Below are 13,526 nucleotides of genomic sequence, written 5' to 3' on the forward strand. Positions count from 1 at the left end.
TTCCTAGGTTCGATAGACGTCGTAGACGCCTTCGATACCGCGCACGGCTGCCAATACTGAATCAAGGTGCTTGGCATCTGCCATTTCGAAGGTGAACCGTGAAATTGCAACGCGATCTTTTGAAGTACTCACTGCTGCACTCAAAATGTTTACATGTTGCTCTGAAAGCGTACGAGTGACGTCAGCTAACAAGCGCGCACGATCGAGTGCTTCGACCTGAATATTGACCAGGAAGATGCTGGCCGCGCCAGCAAGCCAAGAGACCTTTACTACTCGTTCATTCTGATGTGTACGTAAGTCAGAGGCATTGATGCAATCATCACGGTGTACAGAGATTCCAGAACCTTTGGTAATGAATCCCATGATGCTATCCCCCGGTACTGGAGTACAACAGCGCGCAAGCTTTACTAAGACGTCATCTACGCCTTCCACTTCGATAGCGCTCGATGTTCGCTTCGCTGCCTGAACGCCTGTAGGGATATGTTCAATAGTTTGCTCAGGGTGCGAATCTTCAACCCCCATGCTGGCGACAAGCTTCTCGATGATCGAAGCTGCTGAAACGTGGCCATCGCCGACGGCGCTATAGAGTGCGTCGATATCTGCATAATGCATATCGTGAGCAAGTTCTAATAATGAGTGTCCCGCAAAAATCTTTTGAAGCGGCAAGCCAGCTTTGCGCATCTGACGAGCGATCGATTCACGGCCTGCATCAATTGCCTCTTCACGTCGCTCTTTGCTAAACCATGCCTTGATCTTTGAGCGAGCACGTGGACTCTTTACAAAGTTGAGCCAGTCTCGACTTGGACCAGCGTGTTCACCTTTATTGGTAACAATCTCAATGACATCGCCATTATTTAACTTTGATTCAAGTGGAACCAGACGTCCATTGACCTTCGCTCCTGCGCAACGAAGGCCTACATCTGTATGAACAGAAAAAGCGAAGTCAACCGGTGTAGAGCCACCAGGAAGAGCAACAACTGAACCTTTAGGTGTGAAGACGAATACTTCAGGGCTTCCAAGATCAAAGCGCAGTGCTTCTAGGAATTCAGAAGGATCTTCGGTCTCTTTCTGCCACTCGTGTAGTTGACGCAACCAGAGCATTTCAGGAGAGCTGCTCTGTGGCTCTCCCCCTTGCTTGTACTTCCAGTGCGCAGCGATACCGAACTCTGCACGAGAGTGCATGTCATAGGTACGAATCTGAATCTCAATTGCTTTTCCATTCGGCCCAATGACTGTGGTGTGAAGTGATTGATAAAGATTGAACTTCGGCATTGCGATGTAATCTTTAAAACGTCCTGGTACCGGGCTCCAGCGAGCGTGAATTGAACCAAGAACGGCGTAACAATCGCGAACATCATTTACCAGTACGCGGATACCGACAAGATCGTAGATGTCATTGAAATCTCGACCGCGCACAACCATCTTTTGATAGACGCTGAAGAAGTGCTTCTTTCTGCCAGTTACGGTTGCTGATATTTCGTCTTTGGCAAGATCTGATTCGACAGCAGAGATTACTTCAGCTGTTAACGCATCTCGCGAAGGAGAGCGTTCTGCGACGAGACGAGAAATTTCCTCGAATTTCTTGGGTTCGAGAACGCCAAAAGATAGATCTTCGAGTTCCCATTTAATTGCGTTCATTCCTAGGCGGTGAGCAAGAGGTGCATAAATATCGAGCGTTTCGCGCGCCTTTCGAGATGCGCTTTCGCCAGATACGAAAGCCCACGTACGCGCGTTGTGAAGTCGGTCTGCTAACTTGATAACGAGTACGCGAATATCTCGTGACATCGCGATAACCATCTTGCGGACAGTCTCTGCCTCAGCAGTTGGTCCGTAGGTCAATTTATCGAGCTTGGTCACTCCATCCACAAGGTTTGCAATCTCGTCACCAAAGTCAGAACGCAATTGATCTAACGAGTAAGGGGTGTCCTCAACAGTGTCGTGAAGAAGGGATGCAATGAGAGTTGTTTCATTCAAACCTAATTCAGCAAGAATTTGAGTTACAGCAACAGGATGAGTTATGTACTCCTCACCAGATTTACGCAGCTGACCTTTATGGGCATTTTCGGCAACGAGAAAAGCCCGTTCAATTTCAGCGATGTTTGCCTGCGGATGATGCTCCTTAAGCGCACCAATGAGAGGTGCGATTAAGGGCAACGTCTGCATATTTAAAGGGTTACTTGCGACCCTTGCGCTTTGGCTGGTTACGAGGGCCGCTACCTGTTGAAGGACGAGCTGCCTTCACTTCTGCAACTACTGGCGCGCCACCACGTGCTGCAACACGCTTTGCAAGAGCCTGCATTACAGGCTCCTTCTCGCGAAGCTGAGCAAGGAATGGAGGTGCAATAAATACAGATGAGTATGTTCCCACTGCAAGACCGATGAAGAGTGCAAGAGAGAGATCCTTAAGAGTTCCTGCACCAAGTAGACCAGCACCTACGAAGAGAATTGCTCCCACTGGAAGAAGTGCAATGAGTGAGGTGTTAGCTGAGCGAACAAGTGTCTGGTTTACAGCCAAGTTTGCAGCCTGTGAATATGTCATCTTGCTATTGGCAGCAACAGACTTTGTATTCTCGCGGACCTTGTCAAAGACAACCACGGTGTCATAGAGCGAATATCCAAGGATTGTGAGGAAGCCGATAACCGTTGCTGGCGTTACATCGAATCCAACAAGTGCATAGATGCCCACTGTGATGAAGACGTCGTGAACCACTGCAACGATGGCAGCGATTGCCATCTTGGGTTCGAAGGCCATTGCCAAGAAGAGCATTACGGCAAGAAGGAATGCAATCAATCCATAAAGTGCCTTCTTGGTAATTTCCTTACCCCATGAAGGTCCAACTAATTGAGTATCAATTGATTCTGCAGTCACGCTAAATGTTGAAGTTAAAGCGTTCTCAATCGCCTGAGATTCAGCCGAAGTTAAAGAACCAGTCTGGATACGAATCTTTGAATCGCCGATCTTCTGGACGATAACTTCGCCTGGAATGCCGATGTTTTCAACTGATGCGCGCGCTTGTTCAACAGTGACTGAAGCTTTGTTGATTGTGTACGAAGCGCCACCTTTGAACTCGATTCCAAGATGTAAGCCCTGAATCAAAAGGGCTGCCATAGAAACGAGGATGAATAGCGCCGATATTGAATACCAACGTTTTCTATTTTCAACGATATTAAATGATGTCTCTCCAGTGTAGAGACGGCCACCTAGACCCGAAAGTTTCGCCATGTGCTTATGCCTCCAATGGTGATGCAGGATGAGATTTGCCGATGCTCTTGGCCGAGAAGCCTGAGAGTGGGTGACCCGAAGAGAAGAAGTTGCTCTTTGCAATAATCGAAACCATCGGTTTTGTAAATGCGAAGACAATCAAGAGATCGATCAACGTTGTGAGGCCTAGTGCAAAGGCGAAGCCTCGGACTCCACCAACGGCGAAGAAGTAAAGAAGTACGGCCGAAATGATCGAGACCATATCCGCCACAATAATTGTGTGACGTGCTCGCGCCCATCCACTTTCGACCGCAGAACGTAGTGAGCGACCTTCACGCGCCTCATCTCGAATACGTTCAAAGAAGACGATGAATGAGTCAGCAGTAATACCAATCGCCACAATAGAACCGGCAATGCCTGCAAGCGTTAGCGTGAATCCGATTGCTTCACCCAAAACGAGGAACAAGAGATAGAGAAGCAATCCGGCAATGAGCAAGGAAAGTACTGTCACTAAACCGAGTGCACGGTAATAAAGAAGTGAGAAGATGAATACAAGTCCGATACCAAGTGCTCCCGCAAGAAGTCCTGCTTCAAGCTGATCAGCACCTAGAGTTGGCGATACTTGCTGTACTTCACCGCGGTCGAATGCAAGTGGCAATGCACCGTACTTAAGAACGTTGGCAAGGTCATTAGCTTCAACCTGTGAGAACGAACCAGTGATTTGAGCATTTCCTGAAGGAATCGCTTCGTTAATTACTGGAGCAGATACAACAAGTCCATCGAGAACGATAGCAACCTGATTCTGCGGTGATGGCAAAGTCGTCACGCGTGAAGTAAGCGCACCAAAAGCTGAAGTTCCTTCGCCGTTAAATGTGAGCATTACATACCAAGCGCTTGTTCCCTGCTGATCAATTCCAGCAGATGCCTTTGAAACCTGGCGACCGAGAACTTCGGCAGGAGCCAATATGTACTTGCTCGCACCTGAGCGCGCACACGCAACGATGACATCTGATGGCGCATCAGCACCTGAACCTTGAAGATTTGCAGGGTTTGTACAGTCAAGAGCGGCAAAGCGAGCATTCACTTCTGCAGATACTCCACCAACAGGTGTTGCTGCAGATGCGCTTGTTCCGCCTAGTGCAGCAGATTCAGCCAATACTTGGCGGAAGCGAAGTTCAGCTGTCTGACCAACAAGATCGACCACACGTCGACCTGAATCTCCTGGAACAGAGATAACGATTTGGCGGTTAGCTCCACTTCCCTGTGCTGTTACTTCTGATTCAGCAACACCGAGTGAGTTAACACGCTGGCGAATAATTGAAACAGCTTGGTCAATCGCTTCGGATGTGACCTTATTGGAATCATTAGATGCGCGAGGTTGAAGCGTGACGCTTGTTCCTCCGCGAAGATCGAGACCGAGGCGAACTGAAGTCGCTCCCTGGATCAGAGCTGTGGCTAGTAGGCCGAAGATAATGACGGCCAAGAGAGCCAAGGCACGAACTGGGCGGCCCGAAGTCTTCATAGGTTTTGTAGGTGTGGACATAAGGGCAGAGTCTATGCGTCGGGCGCAGGCGTGTCGAAAAGGGTGGCGATTCCAGCAGGTGGTGTTCGTCCCACATGCTCCCACCCCATCGCTGTGGCGATACGGCCGCGTGGAGTGCGCGCCATAAAGCCATTACGGACCAAGAAAGGTTCGGCAACAGACTCAACAGTTTCGGTCTCTTCACCTACCGCGATTGCCAGAGTCGATAGACCGACCGGTCCCCCGCCAAATCGTTCAATAAGGGCAATCAAGACTGAACGATCTAGGCGGTCGAGCCCTTTGGCATCTACTTCATACATATCAAGTGCTGCCTTGGCATGTTGATGTGAAAGAGCATTAGATCCTTGCACCTGTGCGAAGTCTCGAACTCGTCGGAGCAAACGGTTGGCAATGCGGGGTGTTCCGCGGGAACGGCTAGCAATTTCAGCGATCGCAGATTTATCAATTGTCAGGCCCAGAAGTGTCGCGCTTCTGGAAATAACTTCCTCAAGTTCTGACTCTTCATAGAAATCTAAATGAGCCGTAAATCCAAAACGATCACGTAGCGGTGAAGGAAGTAATCCGGCACGAGTTGTAGCACCCACCAAAGTAAAGCGCGGAAGTTGAAGAGGGATAGCGGTTGCACCTGGTCCCTTGCCTACAACTACATCAACCCGGAAATCCTCCATAGCTAAGTAGAGAAGTTCTTCCGCAGGTCGTGGAAGGCGATGAATCTCATCAAGGAAGAAGATTTCGCCCTCAACAAGAGAGGAGAGAATCGCAGCAAGATCTCCGGCATGTGTAATTGCAGGACCACTTGAGATTCGAATAGGAGCTTGCATCTCAGAAGCAAGAATCATTGCAAGTGTTGTCTTACCAAGTCCCGGTGGACCAGAAAGAAGTATGTGATCCGCAGCCGCATCACGTTTGCGTGCCGCCGTTAAGAGAACATCAATTTGTTCGCGGACTCGGTGCTGGCCGATGAAGTCCCCCAGCGTCTTTGGGCGAAGGGCGTGTTCAGCAGCCGCGTCGTCATTTCCGCTTTGAGGGTTAACTAATCTCTCTTCGCTCATTTACGCACGCCGTCCACTTTGAAGAGCTGCCTTCAAAAGTTCAGAGATATCAACGTCCTGTGCATCCACACCATTATCTGCATACTGCGAAACTACCGCGGTGATTGCAGAATCTGAATCCTTAGCCGTGAAACCGAGTGAGATGAGTGCTGAAGTAAGTTGTTCGCGCCAGACAGGTTGGTGAATCTGCTTATGATCAACACTTCCGAAATCAGAGATCTTTCCTTTGAGTTCGAGAATCAATCGTTGGGCTCCCTTACGACCAATGCCCGGCACCTTCTCGATTGCCTTGATATCTTCTTGCGCAATTGCAACGGCTAGAGATTGCGGAGTGTGGGCTCCAAGAATGGCTAGAGCTACCTTGGGGCCAATACCTGAGACTGTCTGTACCAATTCGAATGCTGAACGACTTTCTTCATCGAGAAATCCGAAGAGGGTGAGGGAATCTTCTCGAACAACGAGAGAGGTGAAGAGTTGAACCGGAGCTCCCAAGTTAAGTTGAGAAGTCGTCTGTGAAGTAAGCGAAACGGCTAACCCAACCCCACCAACTTCAACAACGGCGCGGTCGCTTGCGATGGAACGAACAACTCCATTAATCAGAGAAATCATTTGCCCACCAACTTTGCAAGACGAGATTTCTCGGCCTTAAGAGCGGCTTCAATTTTAGAGTTACCGCTACCGCGCCAGATATGGCAAATGGCTAACGCTAAAGCGTCAGTGCTGTCGACCGGTTTCGGAATCACTTCTAGATTCAATAACCGTTTCACCATTTCAGCAACTTGTGCTTTATTGGCACGACCTGATCCAGTGACTGCAGCTTTAACTTCTGAAGGAGTGTGCATCATTACCGGGAGGCCACGACGTGCTGCAACAAGGAGAGCGATACCTGCCGCCTGACCTGTACCCATGACGGTGCGAACATTATGTTGAGAGAAAACTCGTTCTACAGCAATTACGTCAGGTTTATGCGTTGCTATCCACTCTTCGAGTTCTGATTCGAGCTGAAGGAGGCGCTGTTCAAGTGGTGCATCAGCTGGCGTGAGAATGACTCCAACTCCAACCAAGGCGAGCGGCTGACCAATTGCACCATCAACGATTCCCACACCACAGCGAGTTAACCCCGGGTCAACACCCAAGACTCGTCGCTGCACATGGCTCATAACTTCTAAGCCTAGGACTTAATGAAGTGGGATTAAGAAAGGCTCGCCATAACTTCGTCTGAGACATCGAAGTTAGAGAAGACGTTCTGCACATCATCGAGCTCTTCAATGGCGTCGATGAGTTCAAATACTTTTTGAGCGCCCTCGGCATCAAGTGGAATCTGCATCGAAGGTAGGAAAGATGAATCCGCAGATTCGTAATCAATACCGGCAGCCTGAAGTGCGGTACGAGCAGCAACCAGGTCACTGGCTTCGCAGACTACTTCGAATGATTCACCGAGATCGTTTACCTCTTCAACGCCAGCATCGAGCGCTGCTTCAAGAATTGAATCTTCTGTTGCTCCAACTGCCTTGTTGACGATGATGACGCCTTTGCGATTGAAGAGGTATGAGACTGAACCTGGGTCAGCCATGGATCCACCATTGCGAGTTACCGCTACACGTACTTCAGAGGCAGCACGATTTCGGTTATCTGAAAGACATTCGATCATGATGGCAACACCATTTGGTCCATAACCTTCGTACATGATTGTCTGCCAATCAGCGCCACCGGATTCAAGTCCTGCGCCACGCTTTACTGCACGTTCAATATTGTCTGCAGGCATTGAATTCTTCTTTGCCTTTGCGATTGCATCAAAGAGCGTTGGGTTTCCATCTACATCAGGTCCACCATTGCGCGCAGCAACTTCAATCGCCTTAATTAACTTCGCGAAATTCTTAGCGCGACGGCCATCGATGACAGCCTTCTTATGCTTAGTTGTTGCCCACTTGGAATGGCCTGACATTTTTCAAACACCTCAATCGCTACTTGGTATGGACCTACTTTATCTGCCTTTGCAGATCTCTTCAAAAAAGAAGCGGTGCACGGCTAAATCTTCAGTAAGTTCGGGATGAAAACTCGTTGCAAGAAGGTTACCTTGACGCACGGCGACGGGATGATCGGCGGCAGTAGAAAGGACTTCCACCCCCGGTCCAACTTCTTCGACCCATGGAGCTCGGATAAATACAGCGTGCAGTGATTTTCCGTTGAAGGTCAGATCGGACTCAAAGGAATCAACTTGTCTTCCGAATGCATTTCTACGGACCGTAATATCTAATCCGCCAAATGATTTCTGATCCTTAATTCCGTCGACAATGCGATCGGCTAAAAGAATCATTCCTGCGCATGAACCGTAAACGGGCAATCCCTTAGAGATGGCATCTCTTATTGGTTGATAGAGATCGAAATTCTGAGCGAGATGAACAATGGTTGTTGACTCTCCCCCAGGAAGAATTAGCGCATCCACACTTTCTAGCTCAGATACTCGGCGAACATCTACAGGTGCATGGCCACAATCAGCGACTGCTTTCAGGTGCTCGCGAAAATCGCCTTGCAGAGCAAGTACTCCAACTTTCATTGCCCGTTAACCGTTTCCCAGTATTTCTAAAGGAAAGGTTTACCAGCCGCGATCAGCGAGGCGATGTGGAACAGGAATATCTGAAACGTTGATTCCCACCATTGCTTCACCAAGACCACGTGAAACTTCGGCGAGGACCTTCGCATCATTATAGAAAGTTGTCGCCTTAACGCATGCAGCTGCGCGCTGAGCAGGATTTCCGGACTTGAAGATTCCTGAGCCAATGAAGACGCCGTCCGCGCCCATCTGCATCATGAGTGCGGCATCTGCAGGAGTTGCGATTCCACCAGCGGTAAATAGAACTACGGGAAGTTTTCCGGTCTCGGCAACTTCCTTAACAAGAGCGTAAGGTGCCTGGAGTTCCTTGGCTGCTACATAAAGTTCATCTTCGCGCATTGAGGTAAGGCGTCGAATTTCAGCTCCGATTGTGCGCATGTGCATCATCGCATTTGAGACATCGCCGGTACCTGCTTCACCCTTTGAGCGAATCATTGCGGCACCTTCGTTGATACGACGAAGCGCTTCACCAAGATTTGTAGCACCACAAACGAAAGGAATCTTGAAGCCCCACTTATCGATGTGGTTGGTGTAATCCGCCGGTGTAAGTACTTCGGATTCATCAATGTAATCAACATTAAGAGTTTCGAGTATCTGCGCCTCAACGAAGTGGCCGATACGAACCTTTGCCATAACTGGAATAGAAACCGCAGCCTGAATCTGTTGGATCATGTCGGGATCTGACATACGAGCAACTCCGCCTTGCGCGCGAATATCTGCGGGTACGCGCTCAAGCGCCATCACTGCACATGCGCCGGCATCTTCGGCAATCTTTGCCTGCTCAACATTGACGACATCCATGATGGTGCCGCCCTTGAGCATTTCAGCCATTCCGCGCTTTACGCGTGCTGTGCCAGTTGCTTCAGACATGATGTGAGACTCCTAGTGTGAAATGAAATCGAGAAGTTGAGTCTACTTTGAACTCTTGATTCCCGCATCCGAGGTTTTTTTGGTGAATACAGGCTCTTTATCGGTGAGCGCGACCCAAATCTGCCCATTAGCAAAGGCAATCTCTTCACCACCTGGGGTTCGCCATGTAGTACCGGAGCTCGCATTGTCGCGGGACCAGTTTGCTTCAAAGGCCTTTCCGTCCCGCAAGATATATCCGCGACCAATGCCCACTGTCGCTGAGAAAGGAGTAACTCCGCCAACCTTGTCTTTATAAATCGAATCAGTAATTGACACTAATTGAATGACAAGGGTCTTTGCGCCAAGTCTCTCGCCCGAAGCAGCAATATTTGGCTGCCCGACGTGATCGAGTAACCATCGCTCATCTTCTTCAGACCAATGTGCATCGTACGAGCTAGCTGGCCAAGAAAGATGAGCAGAACTGATATCCATTCCACCATCTGGCGCATCCCCGAATTCCCAACCCATGGACTTTGAAAGAGCTACTGGCAATTCTCGTTCTGCAATCTGCTGCATCAACAAATCCGCTCTTAGGACCATTGCATATGGCTGAATTCGGTTGGGGTCGGTTGTGTAGATAGTTGACGACTGACTCTGCGCACCCAGATCTTCAAGATTTGCAGCTTCAATTACCGGACGCATCTTTTTTTGTGCACCGCTATACGCGAAAGCCACGTTTCCATACTGCTCAAGAAGTTCGATATCTGAAATTCGTGCAGAACGAACTGGACCAATGTGGGTTGGAATCTTTGATGAAAAGATTGCAGCTAGTCGGGTAAGGCCACCCTCTACTTGTTCAATATAGATAATGTCGGCGTTTTCCAAACCAATTTGTGGATGAGCTTGGCGAGTGTCATCAATCTTCACAACCAAGACAGGGCCATCTCCCCCAGGTAAGCCACTTATTGAATTAGTGGGTACATCTTCAAGAAATGGAAGCTTGGATATAAGTGGATTATTCGGATTGAGAATGGCTAGCGCCACTACCCCAATCGAAAGCGCCGTGAGGGTTAGTCGCGCCGTCCTCTTAAAGAACATCGCCTTCGAATTCATAGGTGACAGGTTCTGGTGCATGTCCGGCAAGTCTGAAGAATCTAATAAACCACTTCTTTCGAACCATCTGGGTTCGGTTTACGGCATCAACGTGCATTGCAACAGCCATCTTGATTTTCTCAGTGAGGTCTTTGAGCTCACGAATGAGGTCTTGTTCATTCGCTCCTGATATATCTGTCGATGTCTCAAGCAGAATTCCCAGCGCTCCCGTTAAACCAGTTTCGGCTTGAGATCTATCACGAACACTTGCTTCGCGAGCCTGGTGTGCCGCAAAGGTCAGAAGAAGAGATGAAGCTGGGTCAGAAATTTCAGATCTCGCTATTTCAATAGCAATTGCTGCACGACGTTGCAATAGACCATCTAAGTTGGCCCAACTTGTTTCAACACGATTGTGCAAACGATCGAGCCGAGTCGCCGAATAAGAGAGATACCAAGCGATGAATGTGAGGAACAGGGCCCCAAGGATGTATTTGCTCATCGCTATCTCCCCAAGAACTTATTCCATGCACGGTTTTCAGACGAAAGTGAAACAGTTGATCCACCAACCATCGCCATTTCATAGACATCATAAATCTTCTCAGCAACCACATCCCAATCGAACTCTTGGGCGTAAAGCTTCCCGCGCTGTGCAATTGCTCGGCGCTTGCCCTCATCACCCAGCAGATCAATAATCTTTGCTGATAAATCGGCTGAGTTTTCTGATTCAAAGAGCGTTCCATATTGACCGTGTCCAAGGAGTGAATCAAAGGCAGGAATATCACTAGCGACAACGCTTGCCCCGCCCGCCAGCGCTTCGGCAAGAATGATTCCGAAGGATTCTCCACCTGTATTGGGCGCGATGTAGAGAGCAACAGATGCGAGGAAGTTCGCCTTCTCTTCTTCACTAATTCGTCCCAGGAAAGTGAATCGTGAATGTAAAGAAGGATCGATCTCCTTCAGTGCAGCTTCACTATCGCCAGGACCGGCTATGAAAACCTTTACATCTGGATATCGAGAAATTATTGCGGGAAGAGCGGCAGCCAGAATGTCTAACCCTTTTCGCTTCTCTTCGAAACGACCAATAAAACCAATTGTGTTGCCTGTCCATCGCTGATCAATCGAACCGTCTCTGTAACGGTCTGCGTAAATTCCATTAGGAACAACAATCGCATCAGTTTCAAGATGCTCAGTTAGCGTTTCGCGTGCTGCCTCGCTGACTGCGATTCGTGCTGTAAGTTTTTCAATCACGGGTTCAAGAATCGGAGCAACAGCAAAAGTAACTTTTTGGCGTTTTGCTGCAGCATGAAAGGTTCCGACCATTGGTCCCTCGGCTGCCCAACATGTCAGTAGAGAGATTGAAGGAATCGCGGGCTCGTGAAGATGTAACACGTCGAAGCTTCCATTGTTAATCCACTGTCGAACTCGAGCAAAGGCAATCGGTCCAAAGAGAACGCGTGCGACGGCCCCGTTGTATGGAATTGAAATTGGCCGACCAGCGCTGGTTACATAATCAGGAAGATTCTCTTCATCGATTGCTGGAGCAAGCACCGAAACGTAATGTCCTTGGCGGATTAAATACTCCGCAAGATCTCCGACGTGGCTTTGTACTCCGCCCGGTGTATCCCATCCATAAGGGCAGACAATTCCAATTCGCTTCTTAGATAACGGCATCAGTTGCTCCCTTCAGAACTTTCATCACGTGCATCGACCCAGATTCTTTGCAGCATATGCCAATCTTCTGGATGCTGTGCAATGCCAACGGAGAAAAGTTCCGCGGTCATCTGCACTGTCTCTTCAATGCGCTCAGTTTCACTCCCATGGCTCGGCACCTGTACTTCATGGAAATCAATGTGAATTCCGGTTTGCGTATAAGAGACGTGGGCAACGATAAGTGGGATTCCTGTTTTGACTGCCAATAAAGCCGGACCAGCAGGCATGCGCGCATTGCTACCGAAGAAATTAACATCGATTCCTGAATGGGATAGATCTCTGTCGGCGACAAGTGCAATCAAGCGCTTCTCTTTGGCCCGCTTCACGAGAGTGATGAAAGACCTGCTATCGAGAGAAAGTACTTCAAAACCCATAGATTCTCTGTGGCGCAGGAATTTCTGAAAAAGTGCTTCCGGCTTTAATCGCTCGGCAACTGTCACTAGAGGAATACCAAGTGAACAGAAGTAGGCACCAGCGTGGTCCCAGTTTCCAGAATGGGGCAGTGCGACCACTACTCCCCGACCATCTTTCATAGGATCGAGCAAGAGGTTCTCATTGGTCGTAGTGACAGTTTTGCGAATTCGCTCCGTACTCCAATTTTGAATACGGAAGGTGTCACACCAGTAACGCATATAAGAGGACATTGATTGAGCGACCAGCGTCTCAAGTTCAATCTCATTGAGTTGTGGTTTTACTTGATGGAGATTGGAGCGAAGCCTTTGGATGCTCTTTCCATTTCGACGATGAGTGATTTCGCCTATCGAATAGAAGAGTGAATAAGCCGTCTTCTCTGGCAGCGTTCGAACAATCCACCACCCGAGAAGATAAGCGATGAGCGTAATGCGATCTTTCATTGAGTCAGGAGTCCATCGCGAACTACTTTGATTCGTTGGATAACTGTGACTACACCAAGAATTGCAAGCAGCCATAGTCCGGTGGCTAGTGCGTATGGCACATTCAGGCCCTCGAATCCGACAGCGGTGAGAATGATGACGAGGCGCTCAGTTCGTTCTGCGATACCAACAGAACAATTAATTGAATAACTTTCGGCTTTAGCGCGGATGTATGGGATCAAAAGTCCTGTGACAAGAGTGATCAGTCCAAGATACGAAAGCTTGTCATCGGCTTCAATGAGCGGAATAAGGATTGCAATGATGATTGCGGAGTCAGTGATTCTGTCGATAGTTGAATCAAGAAATCCTCCCCACTTACTTGCACCACTGTGAGATATTCGAGCCATGGTGCCATCGAAGAGATCGCTAAGAGCAAAGAAAGAAATGAAGAGAGTTCCAACGAAATACTCTTCCTGCGGATAGAAATAGCCGGCAGAGATAAGAACGCCCAGTGCACCAAGCAAGGTAATTGTGTTTGGAGTCAGGCCAACTCGCAGGGCAAAGCGAGCCACAGGTTCAATTAATCGAGTGACTGCTGGTTTCAGTGCGCTACTAATCATCGGCACCATCG

14 protein-coding genes are annotated in these 13,526 nt (G+C 48.9%); all 14 read right to left on the bottom strand.

Annotated features, from left to right (window positions below; all coding sequences use genetic code 11):
- Positions 1–3 precede the first annotated feature (3 nt).
- Genes AC8GFK_RS03780 through pgsA form a run of 14 tightly spaced genes read right to left on the bottom strand, consistent with a single transcriptional unit; the run spans position 4 to position 13,515 of the window.
- A complete protein-coding gene (locus AC8GFK_RS03780) occupies positions 4–2,163 on the bottom strand; it encodes a RelA/SpoT family protein (RefSeq protein ID WP_506624726.1) in 2,160 nt (719 codons plus the stop codon).
- 10 nt (positions 2,164–2,173) lie between these two features.
- Complete coding sequence (secF, locus tag AC8GFK_RS03785; protein ID WP_506624727.1) at positions 2,174–3,223, bottom strand: protein translocase subunit SecF; 1,050 nt, start codon at positions 3,221–3,223, stop codon at positions 2,174–2,176.
- 4 nt (positions 3,224–3,227) lie between these two features.
- A complete protein-coding gene (gene secD / locus AC8GFK_RS03790; protein ID WP_506624728.1) occupies positions 3,228–4,745 on the bottom strand; it encodes a protein translocase subunit SecD in 1,518 nt (505 codons plus the stop codon).
- Between the two features lie 11 nt (positions 4,746–4,756).
- Positions 4,757–5,797, bottom strand: a complete 1,041-nt coding sequence (gene ruvB / locus AC8GFK_RS03795; RefSeq protein WP_095673588.1) for a Holliday junction branch migration DNA helicase RuvB — start codon at positions 5,795–5,797, stop codon at positions 4,757–4,759.
- Positions 5,798–6,406, bottom strand: a complete 609-nt coding sequence (gene ruvA, locus AC8GFK_RS03800) for a Holliday junction branch migration protein RuvA (protein ID WP_506624729.1) — start codon at positions 6,404–6,406, stop codon at positions 5,798–5,800.
- Positions 6,403–6,957, bottom strand: coding sequence for a crossover junction endodeoxyribonuclease RuvC (ruvC, locus tag AC8GFK_RS03805; RefSeq protein WP_506624730.1), 555 nt, complete (start codon positions 6,955–6,957; stop codon positions 6,403–6,405). Before ruvC ends, ruvA begins: the two co-directional genes overlap by 4 nt.
- 32 nt (positions 6,958–6,989) lie before the next feature.
- A complete protein-coding gene (locus AC8GFK_RS03810; RefSeq protein ID WP_506624731.1) occupies positions 6,990–7,742 on the bottom strand; it encodes a YebC/PmpR family DNA-binding transcriptional regulator in 753 nt (250 codons plus the stop codon).
- 39 nt (positions 7,743–7,781) lie between these two features.
- Positions 7,782–8,354, bottom strand: a complete 573-nt coding sequence (gene pdxT, locus AC8GFK_RS03815) for a pyridoxal 5'-phosphate synthase glutaminase subunit PdxT (protein WP_506624732.1) — start codon at positions 8,352–8,354, stop codon at positions 7,782–7,784.
- Between the two features lie 39 nt (positions 8,355–8,393).
- A complete protein-coding gene (gene pdxS, locus AC8GFK_RS03820; protein ID WP_095673593.1) occupies positions 8,394–9,281 on the bottom strand; it encodes a pyridoxal 5'-phosphate synthase lyase subunit PdxS in 888 nt (295 codons plus the stop codon).
- A 42-nt stretch (positions 9,282–9,323) separates the two neighbouring features.
- The gene (locus tag AC8GFK_RS03825; protein WP_506624733.1) at positions 9,324–10,304 is read right to left on the bottom strand and encodes a DUF3048 domain-containing protein; all 981 of its coding nucleotides are present in this window, start codon (positions 10,302–10,304) and stop codon (positions 9,324–9,326) included.
- Positions 10,305–10,347: 43 nt separating this feature from the next.
- Entirely contained in the window at positions 10,348–10,851 is a 504-nt protein-coding gene (locus AC8GFK_RS03830; RefSeq protein ID WP_506624734.1) for a LemA family protein, read from the bottom strand.
- 2 nt (positions 10,852–10,853) lie between these two features.
- Positions 10,854–12,023 (bottom strand): glycosyltransferase family 4 protein, encoded by a 1,170-nt coding sequence (locus tag AC8GFK_RS03835; RefSeq protein ID WP_506624735.1) that lies wholly within the window; start codon positions 12,021–12,023, stop codon positions 10,854–10,856.
- On the bottom strand, positions 12,023–12,916 hold the full coding sequence (locus AC8GFK_RS03840) for a phosphatidylinositol mannoside acyltransferase (RefSeq protein ID WP_506624736.1): 894 nt from the start codon (positions 12,914–12,916) through the stop codon (positions 12,023–12,025). The genes AC8GFK_RS03835 and AC8GFK_RS03840 overlap by 1 nt, the downstream gene beginning before the upstream one ends.
- A complete protein-coding gene (pgsA, locus tag AC8GFK_RS03845; RefSeq protein WP_506624737.1) occupies positions 12,913–13,515 on the bottom strand; it encodes a phosphatidylinositol phosphate synthase in 603 nt (200 codons plus the stop codon). Before pgsA ends, AC8GFK_RS03840 begins: the two co-directional genes overlap by 4 nt.
- Positions 13,516–13,526 lie beyond the last annotated feature (11 nt).

Source organism: Planktophila turicensis (SeqCode) (genome assembly GCF_965234405.1).
In the GTDB taxonomy this organism is placed as follows: domain Bacteria; phylum Actinomycetota; class Actinomycetes; order Nanopelagicales; family Nanopelagicaceae; genus Planktophila; species Planktophila turicensis.